The organism is Treponema sp. OMZ 803, assembly GCF_024181165.1.
In the GTDB taxonomy this organism is placed as follows: Bacteria; Spirochaetota; Spirochaetia; order Treponematales; family Treponemataceae; genus Treponema.
The window spans coordinates 900,080-919,770 of record NZ_CP051195.1 but is presented as its reverse complement, the minus strand read 5'-3'; the positions used below and the strand labels follow the sequence as shown (position 1 = coordinate 919,770).

General features: G+C 39.8%; 19 protein-coding genes and 1 pseudogene. 6 read left to right on the top strand and 14 right to left on the bottom strand.

Annotated elements, in window-relative coordinates; translation table 11 throughout:
* From ABH09_RS04235 to ABH09_RS04210, 6 genes and pseudogenes are all read right to left on the bottom strand, one after another.
* Positions 1-2,880 carry a DNA methyltransferase gene (locus tag ABH09_RS04235; RefSeq protein WP_253715327.1) on the bottom strand — a complete coding sequence of 960 codons (2,880 nt, stop codon included), beginning with the start codon at positions 2,878-2,880 and terminating at the stop codon, positions 1-3.
* A gap of 159 nt (positions 2,881-3,039) precedes the next feature.
* Positions 3,040-3,774 (bottom strand): DUF4145 domain-containing protein, encoded by a 735-nt coding sequence (locus ABH09_RS04230; RefSeq protein WP_016519365.1) that lies wholly within the window; start codon positions 3,772-3,774, stop codon positions 3,040-3,042.
* 145 nt (positions 3,775-3,919) lie between these two features.
* Positions 3,920-5,251 (bottom strand): hypothetical protein, encoded by a 1,332-nt coding sequence (locus ABH09_RS04225; protein WP_253715326.1) that lies wholly within the window; start codon positions 5,249-5,251, stop codon positions 3,920-3,922.
* Positions 5,252-5,313: 62 nt separating this feature from the next.
* Positions 5,314-5,658: pseudogene (locus ABH09_RS04220) on the bottom strand (tyrosine-type recombinase/integrase); the annotation flags it as partial.
* A gap of 224 nt (positions 5,659-5,882) precedes the next feature.
* Positions 5,883-6,032, bottom strand: a complete 150-nt coding sequence (locus tag ABH09_RS04215; RefSeq protein ID WP_253715325.1) for a hypothetical protein — start codon at positions 6,030-6,032, stop codon at positions 5,883-5,885.
* A gap of 14 nt (positions 6,033-6,046) precedes the next feature.
* Complete coding sequence (locus ABH09_RS04210) at positions 6,047-6,616, bottom strand: hypothetical protein (protein WP_253715324.1); 570 nt, start codon at positions 6,614-6,616, stop codon at positions 6,047-6,049.
* Positions 6,617-6,819: 203 nt separating this feature from the next.
* Between ABH09_RS04210 and ABH09_RS04205 the strand changes: the two genes are divergently transcribed.
* A complete protein-coding gene (locus tag ABH09_RS04205; protein WP_253715323.1) occupies positions 6,820-7,071 on the top strand; it encodes a helix-turn-helix domain-containing protein in 252 nt (83 codons plus the stop codon).
* A gap of 53 nt (positions 7,072-7,124) precedes the next feature.
* Here the strand turns inward: ABH09_RS04205 and ABH09_RS04200 are convergent, their stop codons facing one another.
* From ABH09_RS04200 to ileS, 4 genes are all read right to left on the bottom strand, one after another.
* A complete protein-coding gene (locus ABH09_RS04200) occupies positions 7,125-8,297 on the bottom strand; it encodes a hypothetical protein (RefSeq protein WP_162662953.1) in 1,173 nt (390 codons plus the stop codon).
* A gap of 232 nt (positions 8,298-8,529) precedes the next feature.
* Positions 8,530-8,787 (bottom strand): sodium ion-translocating decarboxylase subunit beta, encoded by a 258-nt coding sequence (locus ABH09_RS04195; protein WP_253715322.1) that lies wholly within the window; start codon positions 8,785-8,787, stop codon positions 8,530-8,532.
* A gap of 177 nt (positions 8,788-8,964) precedes the next feature.
* A complete protein-coding gene (locus ABH09_RS04190) occupies positions 8,965-9,222 on the bottom strand; it encodes a sodium ion-translocating decarboxylase subunit beta (protein WP_162662951.1) in 258 nt (85 codons plus the stop codon).
* A gap of 33 nt (positions 9,223-9,255) precedes the next feature.
* The gene (ileS, locus tag ABH09_RS04185) at positions 9,256-12,537 is read right to left on the bottom strand and encodes an isoleucine--tRNA ligase (RefSeq protein ID WP_253715321.1); all 3,282 of its coding nucleotides are present in this window, start codon (positions 12,535-12,537) and stop codon (positions 9,256-9,258) included.
* Between the two features lie 400 nt (positions 12,538-12,937).
* On the opposite strand from ileS, the gene ABH09_RS04180 reads away from it, so the two are divergent.
* From ABH09_RS04180 to ABH09_RS04170, 3 genes are all read left to right on the top strand, one after another.
* Positions 12,938-13,312 carry a hypothetical protein gene (locus ABH09_RS04180; RefSeq protein WP_253715320.1) on the top strand — a complete coding sequence of 125 codons (375 nt, stop codon included), beginning with the start codon at positions 12,938-12,940 and terminating at the stop codon, positions 13,310-13,312.
* 142 nt (positions 13,313-13,454) lie between these two features.
* Positions 13,455-14,012, top strand: coding sequence for a VanZ family protein (locus ABH09_RS04175; protein ID WP_253715319.1), 558 nt, complete (start codon positions 13,455-13,457; stop codon positions 14,010-14,012).
* Positions 14,013-14,517: 505 nt separating this feature from the next.
* Positions 14,518-15,789 (top strand): ATP-binding protein, encoded by a 1,272-nt coding sequence (locus tag ABH09_RS04170; RefSeq protein ID WP_253715318.1) that lies wholly within the window; start codon positions 14,518-14,520, stop codon positions 15,787-15,789.
* A gap of 215 nt (positions 15,790-16,004) precedes the next feature.
* Here ABH09_RS04170 and ABH09_RS04165 read toward each other — a convergent pair whose 3' ends face one another.
* The 3 genes from ABH09_RS04165 to ABH09_RS04155 are packed head-to-tail and all read right to left on the bottom strand — an operon-like array spanning position 16,005 to position 18,409.
* On the bottom strand, positions 16,005-16,739 hold the full coding sequence (locus tag ABH09_RS04165) for an ABC transporter permease (protein WP_253715317.1): 735 nt from the start codon (positions 16,737-16,739) through the stop codon (positions 16,005-16,007).
* 4 nt (positions 16,740-16,743) lie between these two features.
* A complete protein-coding gene (locus tag ABH09_RS04160) occupies positions 16,744-17,469 on the bottom strand; it encodes an ABC transporter permease (protein ID WP_253715733.1) in 726 nt (241 codons plus the stop codon).
* A 1-nt stretch (position 17,470) separates the two neighbouring features.
* Positions 17,471-18,409, bottom strand: coding sequence for an ABC transporter ATP-binding protein (locus ABH09_RS04155; RefSeq protein ID WP_253715316.1), 939 nt, complete (start codon positions 18,407-18,409; stop codon positions 17,471-17,473).
* Between ABH09_RS04155 and ABH09_RS04150 the strand changes: the two genes are divergently transcribed.
* Positions 18,320-18,649 (top strand): BrnT family toxin, encoded by a 330-nt coding sequence (locus ABH09_RS04150; protein ID WP_253715315.1) that lies wholly within the window; start codon positions 18,320-18,322, stop codon positions 18,647-18,649. The two genes, ABH09_RS04155 and ABH09_RS04150, sit on opposite strands and share 90 nt — an antisense overlap.
* The gene (locus ABH09_RS04145) at positions 18,621-18,893 is read left to right on the top strand and encodes a BrnA antitoxin family protein (RefSeq protein ID WP_253715314.1); all 273 of its coding nucleotides are present in this window, start codon (positions 18,621-18,623) and stop codon (positions 18,891-18,893) included. The genes ABH09_RS04150 and ABH09_RS04145 overlap by 29 nt, the downstream gene beginning before the upstream one ends.
* Positions 18,894-19,096: 203 nt before the next feature.
* On the opposite strand, the gene ABH09_RS04140 is transcribed toward ABH09_RS04145, so the two are convergent.
* On the bottom strand, positions 19,097-19,594 hold the full coding sequence (locus ABH09_RS04140; protein WP_253715313.1) for a hypothetical protein: 498 nt from the start codon (positions 19,592-19,594) through the stop codon (positions 19,097-19,099).
* Positions 19,595-19,691: the final 97 nt, after the last annotated feature.

Sequence of the window (19,691 nt, the reverse complement as noted above, 5' to 3'; positions counted from 1 at the left end):
TTACTCTCCTTTCGATAATTTTTCATATAATTTGAACAACTCTGCCACGCACTCGCTCTCCGTCATCTTGATATTAAAGCCGTATGCCTGCATGACAGCTGTATCATTTTCTCGGTGGGCTTTACGGAGCTCGGCGGGCATAAAACTTTCGTCATACAGGTCAGCAAGTGAGGAATCGGAGAACTTTTTCCGTGCGTCCAAAATAGATTGTGCACTCTGTTCAATTTTCGCTTTTTGCTCGACAGTCAGATTGCACCATGGAAAATTATTGTAGACGATACTACCTGAATACTGATAATCGCTTTTCATTCTTCCCGCAACAACTCGCATCCATGCATTATGGACATTGCTCATCAGAACTCCAAATTCATACAGCGTTGCGTTCGGAATAATCAGCGTGCTTCCGTTCACGATTGTTTCAGGTTCTACGAACACCATCGGAATATACCGCCGCCGCTCAGATGAAACTTTCGGAATCGCGAGCATGACCTTTTCCGGCTGTCGGATTTCCCCGAAAAGCCACGGAGTTTCGGCAAGCTTCAACGTCTGCGGGCGCGTCGAGGATTTTCGGAATATTTCAGTCGCCTTTATGTGTGCAGAAATCAACTTTGAAGACCGGAGCTCTTTCGGCGAAGCGTCACGAAGCCAGAGGCAAAAACGCTCACCCCTGTTCAGCAGCTCATCACCGCCCACATATTTCCGCACGAATTGAGCGTTCGCTTTGTTCTCGCAAATAATTTCCTCGGCTTCTTCCTTCGTAAGGATAAGATGACCGTTATCAATCGGCATGCTTCCGTACACAATTTCCGGCACGGGGCATAAGGGCTTTGCGCGGTTCTCAATGAACACATCAGCTGCGTCTATCATATAGCCGTTAATCTGTTTGGCTTCTTTTCGGTTCCCGCCTTCGTCAAAGATGTATTTTTGTTTCTGTATGGAATTTTTGTGCGAGAACCCGATTATCACGCAGTGCACATGAGCCTTTTCCGTACTCTCCGAATCCCAACGGAAAGTACGCCACGCAAAATCTATCGAAAGTCCCTGCTCTGAAAGGTATTTCCATAAAGTCGGAACTTGCTCGCCTTGCGTGATTGAATTCGTAGAAACAAACGCACATTTTGTCTGTGTGTCCTTTATAAGCGCAATCGCCTTTGCATACCAACACGAAACATAGTCAAGATTACCCACTCCCTTGAGTGTTTTGGGAAACAGAGAAACAAGTTCCTCTTTCTGCATTTTAGACTGCTCCTTTTTCCCTACGAACGGCGGATTTCCCATGATATAGTCGTAGCGGTGCACTGTTCCATCCGTTTCCGTCGTGAATCCGCTAAACAATCCGTCAGTCGGCTGGCTATTTTCACGAGACAGTTTTAAAGTGCTCCAGTCCATAAGCAGGGCGTTACCTTCCACAATAAAAGCATTCGTAGTGAGCGGCAGAAAGTCGATATCCTTGTTTACAATCTTTTCAGTTTCCTTCATCATCTGACATTCGGCAATCCAAAGTGCAGTCTTTGCGACGGTAACGGCAAAATCGTTTATCTCGATACCATGGAACTGTTTTATCGTCACTTGTATCGGGTCATACAGGTTGCCCATAAGAGTCTGTCCGCCGCTCAAAAGACGGATGCAGCAGTTTTCAAGGCGACGGAGAGAAAGATAGCTTTCGGTCAAAAAATTTCCGCTTCCGCAGGCAGGATCAAGGAATGTAAGGGTACTGAGTTTTTCTTGAAAGGCTTGGATTTCTTTTTTCTGCTTTTGGCTCATAGCGGCATAAGCCTTGTCAAAGTTTATTTCATCAGGGCATATCCCCATGATGTTCGTAAACTCAAGCTTTAAGCCGTCCATAAAAAGCGGGTCAATTACCTTGTGAATGTTCGCGATGCTCGTGTAATGCATTCCGCCCTTACGCCTTGTTTCGGGGTTCAGCGTGCTTTCAAAAACCGCACCGAAAATCGTAGGACTGATTTCCGACCAGTTGAACGGTGCACAGTGGTTTACAATTACATCGACAATCTCCTCTGTAAAGTTTGGAATCTCAATCTGCTCGTCTTTAAACAAACCACCATTCACATAAGGGAAGGGTTTCAGGCTTTCATCGTATTTGTCACGGTCTTCAATTTTTGTATCCAGACCCTTGAACAGCTCAATCATCGCCTTGCGAAGATGTGGAAGATTGAAACTTTTTATATAATCTTCAAAGCTGGTTTTCGTAGCAAAAATGCCTGCGTCCTCTGCATATAAACAGAACACGATTCTGACACAAAGAATATTGAGCGAACGGAGACTTTTTTCGTCGGGGGCAATATACTCTTTGTAGAGAGCATTGTATAATTTGCCGACCAGTATCCCTGCCTTTAAGCTGATTTCTTCTTCTCGCTTGATATTTTCAGTTTTTGTATCCACAAGGAACTGTAGACGGTAAAAGTCTTTTTGCAAATCTTTTAAGAAAACCTGTTGAGGCTCGCTGTTGGGGTTTTCCATATCGTAGATTAAAAACTCATCAAAATTACAAGTGACAATCCACTTGGGGTGCAGGCTTAATGGTAAATCGGCGACATATTTCTTTGCCTGTTGAAACGGGGTTAAAAGAGAGCCGTCACTCTGTTTGATTGGCTCGCGTAAGTTCTTGTAACTCGATTTCTGTTCAATCATTACACGAGTAGAAGGAATATACGCGTCTATAAAGTTTGTGACCGTTTTGTTTTGAATTGTATCTTTTACTTGCTCTTCAAAAAATATGAATTGAGCGATATTTTCTACGCCGAACACGGTTGTAAGCAAATCTATCCAGAATTTTTGAGTTTCACCCTTTTCGTATCCGTGCCCTATCCAGTTTTCTATAAATTTTTTGGCAGCTTTTGCCTGTTGCGTCTGATTCATGCAAGGATTATATCATATTTTGTATGGTTTTTCTATTGACATATGTCCAAGTGTGGGAACAACATAGCAGGCGGCAGATAAGCTACAAGCAACAAAAAAGACGTAAGGCTTCTTCGTTTCGCCGTCGGCTTAATTGTCTGTCGGGTTTGAAAACAAATGTTATGCTTTTTTCATTTTATCTTTGTCATCAGCAATTGTTTTAATTTTTGCTAATCTTTCCTCTTTCTCATGTCTTGCTATATACCAATTATCAACTAATATTTCAAGAAGATTTATTAACAAAAAAGATTCATTTTTATCAACATCAATAATTAAATTGATATCTTTTTCCATATGAGCACCAATATTACCTATTTTTCTAACAGAATCTATTGCATTATAAGTTAATCTATCAATTTTGTCTTTTATTTGGTCTATTTCTTTATTTAAGTTATCAGGTTTTACTTTCCAAAAGTCTCTTATTATTCCCTGCAAACATCTTCTTGAGATTGTTGCAGAAGCTTTAGGGCTTAAATCAGCTATTAAACAAGCTTCTTTATAATCATTTGAAATTACTTCTGGAATGTAATCCGGAAATTTTCTAATTTTTTTGTCAGGATAATACATTTTTCCGTCTATACATTCAATATTTTTTATATAAGCGTGAGGAGGAACAAGGATTTTTTGAGCTTTATACACTGAAACATAAATTGTATATTTTTTACATTCAGGATTAGGGCAAAATACAAATTTTGTTTGTAGATTATATCCACAATGTTCTTTTAGCTCATGAAAATTATTTGATATCTCGATATCATTGCTATTCAATGTTGAAAAAGAATTACAATGTGGGCATTTCCAAGCAATAGCATTTGTATTAATATTTAAACATTTTTCTAATTCTATTTTTTCCATTTTTCCCTGATCAGGTCTCCTCTGTCATGTGCGTATAATAGGCGACAGAACTCCGTCTGTCGTCCGACGCGTAGCGTCCGTATAACATTGTTTTAAACCGCAAACGATTTATCCATTTGGCGGTTTTTGAAATGGTGTTAGATGCTCATGTAGGCTTTATAAAAGAAACATTTTTATCTTTATATTTTATAATTTCTTCATCAGGAAGCATACCTAATATTAGACTGGCATTGTAAAAAATACAATTTCCATTTTTAAATGGTTTTATATTAAATGGCTTTCTATTACATATTTTTACATCAGCTAAATCATCTTGGAAAAATTTACAAACTGGAATCTTTTCGATAAAAATACATTTTTCATTCATTGGAGTAAAATCTTTTTTTATATATGCGTCTAATAATACAGCTACACCGAAAATTAGTGCTAATGCATATGAGTTTGTTTGATCGTCCAAAGTGGAAACTTTTGTATTATCTTGACAAGTTTGAATGATTACTGGAGATAATATTACATTTGCCAATAGTTTTAATTTATCAATATCTTGAAAATAATAAAAAAAAGTTCTTTTGTTTATATATTCATTCAATCCTGTTATACACCGTTGCAAATAACTTTTAACAAAAACGAAATATTCATTATTTTTTCCTAAAGAATTAAGACTTTGAATATCTTTCTTTAGTTTCTCTACAAGCGGAGACAGTGTTGATAAGATATAAGAATTTTCTCTATGAAATATTTGAAAAAATGTTTCCGTACATAATATTGATGTTTTCGAACAGGATTTTAGTCTTTTAAATAATAAATTTAAAATTTCTCCTGGATAATCTGATTGTAAAGCTGTTTCGGTAAAAAAATACGTAAATCTAATTAAATCATCAATGTAAGGAAAGTTTTTGTTAAAATATAGAAATAATACTTTATAAACTGGGAGAACATTTGAAGTTTGTAGATATTTAAGAGCATCTTCCTTTTTATAGTTTCTTGCTATAAAAAATGTCATCATCGCCATTGTTTCTCTTAAGCATTTATATGAAACATGATATTGTTTTTCTTTGATGACTATGAAATATTCTGTTACTTCTTTTTTATAAATTTTATGTTGAATTTTTTCGCACAATAAGAAATAGTCTGATCTATGCTCTAGGTTTTCTCTGTCCAAATTGTAATTGTATAGGTACATTAAATCATTATATTTTTCGATATAAGAAGACAAATAACCTGTATCATATTCATTGTTATTACAGATTTTTACATTTAAGTCTGCATAGATATTTTTCACAAAGGAAAAATACTTAAACAGTAAAGAAATTCCACTTACTGTACATATACTTTGTAAATAATGTGTATATTCATGCACAAACAATGAATATTTATTAACATCCATTGAATCAATATTGAAATTTAGATTTAATATAAATCTAAAAATATTAAAATTATTACCCTCTTCTTTTGAAAAATAATCTATTTCTTCCATTTTTCAACCTTTCATCTCATCATGCGTGAGCATACACATCTAACGCTTTTTTCTATCTTTCTTCATAATATCACAAAAAGCCTCCATTTGCAATCTAAACTGATGCAAAAATCACATCCTGTCATAGGGCTTGGAACAGCAAGACCGCCACGGTTGAGAACGAGGGTGTAAACCATAGTGGTTGAGACATCGCTGTGGTCGAGAAGCTTTTGGACGATACAAATATCGTAACCGGCTTCCAATAGATGACTCGCAAATGAATGGCGAAAAGTATGAAAACCAATTGCCTTCTGAATACCCGAGCGTAAAACAGCTTCGTGGAGAGGACGCTGAATAATTGAGGACTTGATGTGGTGCAACCCCTATTCGCCTGTGTCTTTATTCCGCCATCGGTGCACTTGAAGAAAGCCTCCCTCTATATCTATGCATACTTCGATATTATTATCGCATTATTTTTGAATATAACCAAATAGTAAAAGGAAAAAAGTTGCCACTGGGCAATCTTCCTAACACTCGCTTAACCTGCATTGCCGCAAAGGCAATGTCAGCGTTGAAGCGGGTGTTAGATTCATTATTAACCAATAAATAGTATATGTAATAATCCCGGAACTGATTACTACATATACTAAAATTACTTCCCTTTTTTATTTGGGTTAAGCTGTTCGCCACGATTACCTTGATTTTGGTCATACTGACGATTTGTACCGGCTGTACCCTTATTCGGATTTTGCATATTTGACGCATTATCCAAAGGTCTTATAGATTTATTTTCCGTACTCATAAACAGTAACACTCCTAATTGTATAAATCAATTTTAAAATAGTCTTTACCATAATACGTATCTTTCTCTACTTTTATATGAAATGTTCCTGTCGTATATTCTGCTTTTCTTACCTCGGGCTTGCTGAATAAACCTGATTTTACAGAACTGCTCTCGTTTCCACTGACAAATATAGTTTCACCTATATTCGAATCAAAGGACAGAAAAAATTCTCCTACCACTCCGTTCCTGTTACATGATGTTACTACATCTTTTATGACTATCTGTTTTTCTTCACCAGCCTTTAGTTCAGTTTTCGGACTAGCAGGCAAAGGAAACTCACTTGTAAAACTTCCATCTAAAGATCCTGCAGATATGCCTGTTTTCTCAACATCCCATTTTGTTTTTCCTTTTATTGTTACATAACAGGTTTCTGTAGAATCATTTTTGAATTTTAATGCTATGTCTCCTCTTATATATTCCAGCCCCTTGCTGTTTTCATTGGATTTTCCACTATTCGCCTGTTGGCAACCAGTAATTAATACTATTGCACTAATTATTACAACTAATGCTCCAATCATTGAAACTTCTTTTCTCTGTTTCATTTCGACCTTCCTTTCGCAATGCTTTTTCCATTGCAAGTTTATTTTTCGATCGAAATAAATGTTTTCGATTGGTTCCGTACCTGCCTGCCTTTAGGCAGGTCAACCTAACACCCTTTCGACCTATTTTATAAACTATAGCATATATTTCTATTTATAAGCAATAGCTTGTAATATTTTTGCTTATAAAAACTTATACTGATTATGTGAATAAAGAAGTAGGAGATACCATACGAGAACTGCGGAAAGAAAAGCATTTATCTCAAGAAAAATTAGCAGATGCTATTGATTCGCATCAAGTATATATTTCTGAAATTGAAAAAGGCATTAAGCTGCCCTCTCTCGCCATTATTAACAATATTGCAAAAGCATTTGATGTGTCGCTAACTCATTTTATGAGCCGTGTTGAAAAAAAATTAGAGCAAAACGATACACAGGAACCGCCTAAAAGTGTCTAACCCCACAAAAAAAGAGGCCGCCGATGTTATTTCAGCAGTCTTTTTTTTTATTTTTATGCTTGTATATCAATTTTAGTTGTTTGATAATCTATTTCTATTCCAACACGATTATTTAATGTTTTTAAATTTTCAGTTATTCTATCATTAGCAAAACCTAGTTGTTGCTTTAAATAAGGAATCGTTATTCGAGAGATATGTGCATAATTTGGATTCTGCTCAAAATGCGCAATTTGTTCCATGAGTTCAATTTGTGCTGTTAGTAACTTAATGTGTGAAATTTCTGCATCTGTTTTTACTTTTTTTATTTCTGCTTTTTTTAATTCCAATTCAATAGCATGCAATTCTTTTTTCCGTTCCTCATCCTTAATAGCAGTAAGTATAGATATACCACTTTGAACTAACATTTGTATGGGAGAATTTTGTATAACTGAACGTAATGTAAATGTAGTCCTATCTTTTGCTTTTTTGTTTAACTGAGCACGACATAAAACACGAGCTTTACTTGACTGCTGATCAATTACTAGTACTACTGGTCGTTGAAGTTTATTGATTGTCGAAAAGAAAATAGAATAATTTTTAGGAGCACCTTTCTTTTCTCTTAAATTTTTGATATCTATTACAAGATCTCTTTCTAGTTGAGTGAATTCTTTTTTATACTGTTTTTGGAAATTTTTAGTGAGTTTTGTAAATAAATTTAATAGTTCAACATGTTTTTTAGTATTTATAATCTTTTTTTCACTTAGCTGAGTAATATTTTGTATTGCTTTGTCTAATCCGCTTAACAATGATTCAATATAAAATGAACAGATCCATTTTGTTTCATTCCTTTGGAGTTTATTTTGAAACAAAAATTCGTTGATTATCCTATAATATTTGAATATAATTCTCATATTAAATATAGAAAGGGAGGGAAACATTGAATAGGGTAAACCTAAAAAATACAATAAATTGAGTTCCGGTCTTGCTAAATCAATAACATCTAACTTTGCATATTGATGATTTAACATAAATGATTCGTTAATTACAATGATATCTTCCGGCTTAACTCCAGTGGATAATGCTAACGCGATAGAATTAACAACCTCATATTTATAATAGTAAGTATTTAAATCAAAAATATACCTGGATATTTCCCATGTACTAAGTTCTTGATTTTTACTACTTTTCAATCCCAGAAAAACCGTAGTTTTTATATCTTTCAATTGAGCATCATCAAATAGATTCATATTATTCCTCAATACTTAAGCCAACAGGCGCACCCTCCTTACTATACCGGATGCGCCCATTTCTCAAAACTTAAAACTTATCCCCCTACACCTCCACCTTCTCCAGCACGATGTGCCAGCAAAGCCCGTCGCCCATATCCAAGTCGGCGGGCAGGTTGTTACAACCGGCTTTTTTCCGCCGTCCCATTCAGGTGGGGGAAAAGGACAAGCCCTTTCCCGCACCACGCGATGTTCATTCTTTAAGCGCCATGATGAGGATACCGATCGTATAAATATGTATGCACACCATGATTGCTCGGAAAATAAGCGATAGAAGCTCGCCTTGCCCAATATAAATAGAAGTCGGTCCGTCAGCACCGCCTATTATTGCAATTGCACACGCACTATAAAATGAGGTAAAGACCGTCGTCGCTTGCACTTGCAGCGGAATGAGACCTATGTTTAATATCAGCGCTATTATCAATAGCGTTTTCCGTACACTTCTTTTCATACTCTGCAATTTCAGGGGCTCTACCGCCCCCTACACCACCGCCTTCTCCAGCGCGATGCACCAGCAAAGCCCGTCGCCCATGCCAAGCTCGGCGGGCAGGTTGTTGCAACCGGCTCTTTTTCCGTCGTCTTATTCAGGTGCAGGAAAGGACAAGCCCTTTCCCGCACCACGCGATGTTCATTCTTTAAGCGCCATGATGAGGATACCGATCGTATAAATATGTATGCACACCATGATTGCTCGGAAAATAAGCGATAGAAGCTCGCCTTGCCCAATATAAATAGAAGTCGGTCCGTCAGCACCGCCTATTATTGTAATTGCACACGCTCGATAAAATGAGGTAAAGACTGTCGTCGCTTGCGCTTGCAGCGGAATGAGACCTATGTTTAATATCAGCGCTATTATCAATAGCGTTTTTCGTACCCTTCTTTTCATACTCTGCAATCTTAGAAGCTCTACCAGCCCCACCTACCCCCTCGCCTTCTCCAGCGCGATGTGCCAGCATAGCCCCTCGCCCATGTCAAGCTCGGTAGCAGCCTTTCCCGCAGGCAGCTGCGCACCAAAAACCGCCTCAACAGCCAAGGTCTCGTTCATCAGGTAGTCCTTGTTTGCCTCGAACGCTTTTTGCAAGAGGTGCTTCCCGTCCGTATCAGTGCCGGAAACGGAAAGCGTAATCCGGTCGGTTACTTCAAGCCCGGACTCCTTCCGCAAGTTCTGCACCGCGCGGACAAGGTCACGGATATAGCCTTCCAGCAGCAGCTCCTCGGTTACCTGCGTGTTAAGCGCAACCGTCAGCGTCCCTTCGTTCAGCACCTTGAGGTTCGCCTTTTCAATGCGGTTCAGGATCACCTTGTCGGAAGTCAGCTCAACAGCTTGCCCCTCAACATCAATGCTCAAGGTTGCGCCGTCAAAGAGGCTTTCGATCTCTGCGGAAGAGAGTTTTTCAATTTGAGCCGCTGCGGTTTTCATCTTTGTGCCAAGCTCTTTTCCCAGCACCTTAAAATTCGCCTTGGCGGAATACTCAACCAGCTCATCCTCTTTGTCGTGGAAGATAACCTCTTTCACATTCAGCTCTTCCATAATGCTGCTTTCCATTTCGCGTAAGACCGACTTCTCCTGCTGATTCTTCGTAACAATTTCCACAGCTTTCAGCGGCTGGCGAATTTTCAAATTGAATTGATACCGGAGCGCCCGTCCCATCGACACGGCTTTTTGCACCGTCTCCATCTTAAACTCAAGCTCGGTATCCCGCGCCGCTTCCGCGTAGACGGGGTAATCCGCCAAGTGTACGGAAAGGGGATCATCAGCTGTTCTCAAGTTTTGCCAAATCGATTCGGTAATAAACGGCACGACCGGAGCCGCGACCAGTGCAAACTTCTTGAGCGCGCGGTACAAGGTCTCGTAGGCTTGCGCCTTATCGCCGTCGTTTTCGCTCTTCCAGAAGCGGCGGCGGGAACGGCGGATATACCAGTTGTTCAGCTGATCGATATATGCAACAATCGGGTCAATCGCCTTCGTAAGGTCGTAATCGTCCAGCGCCGCCGTTACATCAAACACGAGTTTTTCAGTTACGGAGAGAATCCAGCGGTCAAGCGGATTGTTCAGCTCTTTCACAAAGGCGGCGATGTGGGCATCCGTGCCGTCGAGTTTCGCATGGGCAGGCGGCGTAATACCATCGATATTCGCATACGTCACGTAGAAGCTGTAGCTGTTCCACAGTGGAATCAAAATACCTTTCAGGATATCGCGCACACCGTCATCGGAGTATTTCAGATCCTCCGCCTTAACCACATTTGAGTGCATCAGGAACAAGCGCAGCGCATCCGCCCCGAACTGCCGGACAACCTCATTAGGATCAGTATAGTTCCGCAGCGACTTAGACATCTTTTTCCCGTCGGTTGCCAGCACCAGCCCATTGACAATACAGTTTTCAAAGGCAGGGCGGTCGAACAGCGCAGCCGCCAAAACAGTCAGCGTATAGAACCACCCGCGGGTTTGATCCAGCCCTTCGGAAATAAAATGAGCGGGGAAGTGCTCTTCAAAGTATTTTTTATTCTCAAAGGGATAGTGCACTTGTGCATACGGCATCGAACCGGACTCAAACCAGCAGTCCAGCACTTCAGGGACTCGGTACATCGTTTTGCCGCACTGCTTACACGGTATGGTAATCTTGTCAACAAAGTGCTTGTGCAAGTCTTCGGGATAAACACCGCTCAATTCTTTCAGCTCATCGCGGCTTCCCACACAGAGGGAGTGTCCGCAGTCGGGATTGGAACACTTCCAGATCGGCAGCGGATTTCCCCAGTACCGGTTCCGGCTGATTGCCCAGTCGCGGGCGCCTTCAAGCCATTTCCCAAAGCGTCCTTCTTTGATATGAGCAGGCTGCCAGTTGATTTTGCTATTCGCCCGCAGCATCGCGTCCTTTACCTTTTCCACCGAAACAAACCAGCTGCTGACGGCACGGTAAATGAGCGGGCTGGAACAGCGCCAGCAGTGCGGATAGGCGTGCAGGATTTGATCCCGTTTCACCAGTTTCCGCTCAGCCTTCAGCCGATCCATAATATCTTTATCAGTATCTTTTACAAAGCGTCCCTGATAGTCCGGAACCTCCGCCGTAAACTTACATTCAGCGTCAACAGGGCAGATCATCGGTATTCCGCTGCCCTTAAACAGCGTGCTATCCTCTTCACCAAAGCCCGGCGCCGTATGAACAATACCCGTACCGTCTTCCGTAGAAACAAAGTCGCCGATCAAAGTCTGGAAAGCACCCCGTCCTGCATCATCGGAACTGCCGTCCTCTTTTACAGTCAAATGCGCAAAATACGGGAAGAGCGGCTCATAGCAAATACCTTGCAGCTCTGCGCCCTTTTTCTTCCATATAACAGTGCATTTTTCCGGTTCGCGGTAGTACGCAGCTAAGCGGGATTCGGCAAGAATATAGTGCTCACCCTCATCGGCAACCAGCACATAGTCTATATCCGCGCCGAGTGCAAGCCCAAGGTTGCTCGGCAATGTCCACGGGGTGGTTGTCCACGCCAAAATATATGTCTCAGGCGGCAACGGCTCCGCAGCAAAGGTTTTCGCCGCGGGAGTTCCCGCAACCGTATACCGCGCCTTAAAGCGGATGGTAATCGCAGGGTCGTGTACATCCTTATAGCCGCCGAGATTCAGCTCATGATTGGAAAGTACCGTGGAACAGCGCGGACAATACGGCAGAATATAATGCCCCTCATACAACAGCCCCTTCTCCCACAGCTGCTTCATCACCCACCAAATCGACTCCATATACGCGGGTTCCATTGTCTTATAGTCGTTATCAAAATCAACCCAGCGCCCCAGCCGATTAATCGTATGCCGCCACTCCTTCACATAGCGCAGCACACTCGCCCGGCACGCCTCATTAAACTTGGCAATACCGTACTTTTCAATGTCGGTCTTCGAGTTCAGCCCCAGCTCTTTTTCGATCAAGTTTTCTACCGGCAGCCCATGACAGTCCCATCCGAACCGCCGCTCAACCTTCTTCCCCTTCATCGTCTGATAACGCGGAATAATATCTTTAATCGTACTCGGCACAAAATGCCCAAAATGCGGCAGCCCCGTTGCAAAAGGCGGGCCGTCAAAAAACACGTACTCATCAGCCCCCTCACGCTGCGCAACAGACTTTTTAAAAACGTCGTGATCTTCCCAAAAGCGCAAAACCGCTTCTTCCTGCTTCGGGAAATCCACCTTAGGATCAACCGGTGTATACATACCTCATACTCCTTGTCTATAAAAGGCGTTATCTGGAACCCCTAAAAACTTTAATCTTTAGAAATGCCCCTCTTTCACTAAAACGCAAATATGAGAACCTCTAAAAACTATACCTGAGTGTTTAGAGATACCCATCTATTTATCTGTGTAGTTTCAATTTTTTATGTCATTATGTCAATATTTGGGCGGCTTTTTGCACTGTTTTAACCATTGTAGCAGAAGAAGTTCAAACAGCGCAAAAACCAGGCTATCCGCTTGTATCTTTTTCTTGCTTCTGCAAAAATCCCGCAGCGCTTCTCCTCACGTCGAAGGCTGCTGCATTACAGTCGTCCATGGATGGACGGGGTTCTACTCAGCAACGAGTTTGACGTTTCGTCAAACTCGCTATCAAGCGTTGTATATGGACATACAACGCTTGATAGCGGATACCGCTTCTATCCTGTGCCGCGTTCAGCGGATGCCATCCATGGCATCCGCTGAACATGAGTTTGCATGTTGCAAACTCACTGCTCTGACAGGAGGTCAGTGGTTCACAGCAAAATCGAGTTTGCAGTGCAAACTCGAAGTTAAAGAATGTACAGGACGTACATTCTTTAACGATGACATCCGTGTCCGTTCTGAAAGTGCACATCCGTGTATCGGATTCGTGTCAAGTTTCTTTCACAAACTTGACAACTTAAAAGAAGATCGTTTGCTTGAAAAAGGAAAGCATGCAGAACTTCTTGAAAAAACCGGCTATTACACAAAATTATGGAACGCGCAAATAGAGGCGTAGCTATGATTTGTACGGAGATGTTTGAAAAATTTTTATATTTTCTTGTTGACCTTGGAAAATATGAGAGTTATAATTTTTATAAAAGAGGGGGGTGATGCTTATACAGGTCTTTATATTTTAGGTTCTGTATCATCCGATTCTTTTGGCTATTAATGTTTATTTCAATAATACGGAGGGTTTGATTTCAGATCCTCCGTATTCTCCATATTTTATTAGAGGTTGGAATATGCAAGTATTTTCTCAGAAAAAATATATAAAAGTTATTGCCTATGTTTGCTTTCTTAGTCTATCGATTGCTATCAAGATTAATCCCTATTCAATGCGTATGCATTCAAATAAAATGCTGATGAAAAGCTGGGGAAGAAATAAATTAATCAGCCTTGTTCCTTTTACTACAATTCAAGATTATATAAAAAATTATACACATTATGCCCCTTCAATCCTATACCGCTTTTTTTTCGGAAATATTCTTTTTCTTGTTCCTATGGGAATACTGTTAGGAATCTGGAAGGTAAAACAAAAAAATGCACATACGATTATCATTATGACATCGATTGTACAGGAAATTATCTCTTTTGTGTTTTATAGTCCGTTTGATATTGATTCGGTAATATTAAATATATGCGGCTGTTTTATTGCCTATTATTGCACTAAGGCTATATTACGGAAAAAAGAAGAGAAAAATCCAAATTACCGTTGATATGGTCAACAGTCTACGACATTTTTATTGTAATCGAAATACGCCGTATAGCATCCGTCGCTGAAATTGTTTTGGTTTGTATCATTTGAACGCTCAAGCTTGTTTCTTCTAAAAGATAGTTAATTCAATCGCTCTCCATTCCTTTGGAATCGTAAATTTTTTCATAGCTCATTTATGAAAAACAAATTAAACGGTCGTGATTTTATTATTAGGCAACAAATGTACAAGGAAGTACATTTGTGAACGATGCATCCGTGGCGGTTCTGAATTAGCATTCTTATCAATCAAGACAGATAACAAATGCTCAGAACCGTATGATGATTTTTCACTAATTCATCTGGAGAATCCCATACGCCAAAATCTTTCGTAATACCGTCACTGTGTATGCTATTTTCATGTCCGCCGGATTGACAAGAAGCCAAATACTCGGTTAAAATACGTCCGAATACTCGGTTTTATATAAGCCAAACACTCGGCTGAATATAGGCTGGGCGGAGGTTTTGCAATGAAAGAATACTATCAAAGAGTTTCGGATAAAGTTTTACTGGAACATTTAGAATCTAAAGGAGCTGTGCTTATAGAGGGTGCTAAATGGTGTGGAAAGACAACCTCTGCAAAGCATATAGCCAAAAGTGTTATAGAGATGGATCGTCCGGATATGACGGAGCAGTATCAGCAAATGGCAAGGATAAACCCCTCGAATCTTCTTGAAGGTAAGGTTCCTCATTTGATTGATGAATGGCAGATAGCAACGAATATCTGGAATGCCGTACGGTATGAAGTTGACCAGAGAGGAGAATTTGGACAGTTCATTCTTACAGGTTCTTCGGTTCCTGCTGCGTTAGATGAGAGTATGCATACAGGAACAGGCCGGATCGTGCGTATGCAAATGCGTCCGATGTCTCTGTTTGAATCCAAAGATTCCACCGGTCAAGTGTCATTAATGGATCTGTTTAATAAGAAAGACATATCCACTGTGGACAATCATAGTATTGATGAAATTGCTTTTTTGATTTGCCGGGGAGGATGGCCGGCAGCTCTGAATCATGCTAAGAAAGTCGCATTAAAACAAGCATTTGATTATTATGATGCCGTTGTAAATGATGATATATCCAGAGTCGATAGAGTAAAAAGAGATTCTGAAAGAACAAAACGTATACTAAAATCCTATGCTAGAAATGTTGCAACACAAGCTTCTCTGGAAACAATCAGATCAGATGTAATCAGTAATGATGTAGAAACCTTTGATAAGGAAGCTCTTTATGGGTACCTGAATGCTTTGAAAAGAATATTTGTCATTGAAGATTCTCCTGCATGGAATCCGAATTTGCGATCAAAAACGGCTATTCGAACTTCTGATACTAGGTATTTTGTGGATCCGTCCATAGCTGTGGCAGCACTTGGACTTGGTCCAACGGATCTGGTCAATAATCTGGAGCTTATGGGTTTGATATTTGAAAACTTGTGTGTCAGAGATTTAAGAATATACGCCGATGCATTGGATGGCAGTGTATATCATTATAGAGACAAGACAGGTCTTGAATGTGATGCTGTCATTCATTTAAGAAACGGCAGCTATGGTTTGGTTGAGGTAAAACTGGGAGGGGATCAGTCGATCAATGAAGGCGCAGAAAGTCTGTTGAAATTAACGTCAAAAATTGATACGGAAAAAATGAAGAAACCTGCCTTTTTGATGGTTTTATGCGGAGTTGCTCCATTTGCCTATAAACGAGAGGACGGAGTGTTTGTTGTTCCGATTACATGCCTAAAGGATTAAGCAGGCTAGATCATTGCTTTTTAGCTTTTTCATACTCTCCTTGACAAATAATGAATTTAAATTTATTAACAACTGGGTAAGGTATGCAATGCCGCAGGTAAACCAGCATACCCCGATGCAGAGCGCCGGAGGGGCATCTGCGTTTGATATTTTCATCTATATCTTCAGATGTACATGAATGTATATTCTTAATGACATCAGCCCTTCCGCTTATCTCAGCATTCTTCCCTTGATAGCGTATTAAATAACAGCCCTGTCACTCCGCACACAATCAATACAACAATAGCGGCAATCATTTTTTCAAAACCTGTTGATTGAGCGGCGCCGGATAGATAAAACATTGCATTAACACAATAAAGATATGGAATCGGTGCTTGAGATATAAAAACTCCGACAAAAGAGGCAATAAAACTTACCGCTACAGCTGCCTGCGCACTCTGCCTAAAATGCAGCATAATGCCGATTATCATCATCGCTATGACAGTACACACGATGCCGTGAATGACATAAACAGCCAAATGAGTCAATACAAAATTGATTCGGATATTATGCAGGTTAAATTCTGTTTCCAGCAGACATATCGAAAGAAACGTCAGCATGGTATATAACAAAGCAATGACATAGAGCACAACGGTTTTGATCGTAATAAGAACGTTTTTCGTTATCGGCACCGTTAATATATTGATAAGCGTATTATTTTGTCTTTCCAATAAAAATAATTCCATCCCTATCAACGAAAAAATCGGTATGAACAAATAATAACTGTTTACGATAAGACCGTTATGCAAGAAAAATCCTAACGTTTCGCCATACGCAACATTATTATATACTCTCTTTCCCATACGCTCCTGTATAACGGCAGACATAATAATTACAAGCAGTAGTATCCAAAAAAACTTTTTCCGTTTCAGCTTTTTAAATTCAAAGCACAGCATTCTTATCATTCTCATAAGCCTATACTTCCTGTTTTTCAAGAATGATCAGCGATGCAATCAGGTAGAGTATAAATACGGCAATCACATTGATCAGCAATAAACCGATATGGGGATTATTTTGTACACCTTCAAAATTCTTATACCAGATAATATGCGGCACACTTGCCAATGGGCTGATCCCTTGTAAATATCTCATCGATAAAAAAGATGCAATTACATATATACTTCCCGCTAAATTCGTGATAACGGTATTCCCCTTTGTAAAAACGGTGATAAGCGAAACAGGCAGCATAGCCAGCGTTACAAAGACTGAACTTAAAACACACAGCAAAAAGAACCGTAAAACGAGTGCCGCCGTCATACCGGATCGAAACCGGCTGCAGTATCCCGCAATGCAGGTGATGACAAACACCGCTGTCATAAACATACATGCCAGCAATAACACATATACGGCTTTCGCAAAGAAAAACCGTTTTTTTGACACCGGAATTGTCCATAAGTATTTTATCGTATCGCTTTTATAGTCAGTAGAAAAAATTGCCGTTATAAACGACAGCAATATCATCGGTAGAATAAGAAAGTCCATATAGCTCAACGCAAATTTATATAAGTACATAAAATTGTCAAATAAGCCTACTGCACGTACCGTATAAAAAACGGTAATCGCTTCATAGACGACAATTAATAGTGCGGAAATAGCGAGCGCTTTTGATCTTTTATTTTTCCGTATTTCGGATACCAGCACATTAACCAATTCCTTGACCTCCCGTAGCCTTTTTAAAATAGTCTTCAAGCGTCATCCGTTCTTTCATAATACCGGACACCTCTATGCCATTACCGACAAAAATTGTATTAAGCTGTGCAACACTGATATCGCTTTTTACCGTAATACCGTCCGCTAAACAGATGATATCCGATTCCTTTACCCCTTCTTTAAGAAGAACTTTTTTTACATGCTCCGTATCCTGTATAAAAATTTTTATGCCTTCGGTTTTATTTTGCCATTCGGCTATATGTATCTCGTCAATCAATTTTCCGTCATTGATAATTCCAATGCGGTCTGCCAAACTTTCAATTTCGGATAATATATGACTGGATATTAAAATGCTCACCCCTGATTGTTTTAAATCGATAAGCAGTTTTCTTACCTCTGCAATGCCGATAGGATCAAGTCCGTTAATAGGCTCATCCAGTATCAACACTTCAGGATTATGCATAACGGCATTGGCAATCGCCAATCGTTGCTTCATTCCCAGTGAATATTTTGAAAAGAGTTTTTTGTCGTTATACGGTAAATTGACCAACGCCAGAGCTTTTTGTACGGCCTCATCGTCAAGCGCTTTTAACCGTGCAAAAATGTGCAAATTTTCAGTTCCCGTTAAATTGGCGTAAAACCCCGGATTTTCTATGATGCAGCCGACTTTCCGTAATATGGCTTTTCCCTCGCCGGTATTGGTATCATTGCCTAAGATATGGGCGTGCCCTTCCGTCGGTTTTACAAGCCCTAACAGCATCTTCATTATCGTCGTTTTACCGGCGCCGTTTCTTCCCAACAGTCCGTATATCTCGCCCTTTCTGACGGAAAAAGAAACCGAATGCACAACGGTTGTTTCGCTATACTTTTTTGTTACATTAATCGTTTTGAGTGGGACGAAGACAAAAATCGTGCTAATATTGAAAAACATGGAATCGCTTTCGAAGAAATATTGGAAGTATTTGATGATCCTGCATTTTTAACCGGATATGATTTTGAGCATTCTGAAACAGAAGATAGATACTACGGAATTGGTAATTTGAATGGAATATTGATAATGTTGGTCTTTTTTGCTGAAAAGAAAGACAGAATACAGTTAATATCCGCGCGGCAAGCAGAGAAAGACTTGAGGGAGGACTATTATGATTATTTCAACAAAATTAACGGCTGAAAGATTGGAAGAAATAAAAAATCACCCTACATCGTATGATGAGAATAGCCCCAAACTGACAAAGGCACAAATAGCCAGACTCAGACCGGCGCATGAAGCATATTGGAATGTAACGCCCGTTAAAAAAACAATTTCTATAAAGATCGATGCGGATATTCTTGCAGCACTTCAATCCGGAGGCAAAGGCTATCAAACAAAAATAAATAGTATTTTAAGGAAAGCTATCACTACAGGTGATTATTAATCAATCCTGTAAAAAGATTTGTGTAAATGGCATCCGCTGAACGTGAGTTTATGTGTCGCACAGAAGATGATGTTGTTGCATACATCAAAGAATTAAGGAATATAAGCAATTAGTTTCTGCATAGTTTTATATAATAAACTTAATACCATCACAGATGGCGGTGTATGCAATATGTGAGCACTGTCATGCAGACGCTCTGTTTATCATTTCAGGTTTCCTTTACAGCGCTTGCTCATATTTCTAAAGAGTACCGTACCGATAATCATAACGATAATACCACCGAAGGTGATACCCCAAATTGAACCGCCTACCCAAGCATAACGGAACATTGCAGCATATCCATCAGGAACTCCTATGAATGTTTGTTTATAAAATTCCGGACTCAAAGCGGATAGCGCTATGGCAATAATCCCCCCGATAACCCACAATCCGATAGAAGCGAGACCCATACATACAATCCACTTTAATACCGCCGATATATTCAGCTCCGCATTATTGGAGATAATATACACACATGAAAATACTAATGCAAAAAACAGCCCCTGTCCAAGCCCTTGATATAGTCCTTGTGCACCCGCAGACCTGATGAGATTTTCGACCTCTTCCCAATGCATTATGTTAATAAAATACTCAGGACTTATAACTGCATTAATCAGATTCGTACACAATCCAATCAAGCCGGACAGCATTATACAACTCATACATACGATACAAATTCTCAACGGTTTATTCACTTATTGCCCTCTCTCATTCAATCGATAATCATAGACCTAGTTCTCTTTTATGATAAATTCTCAT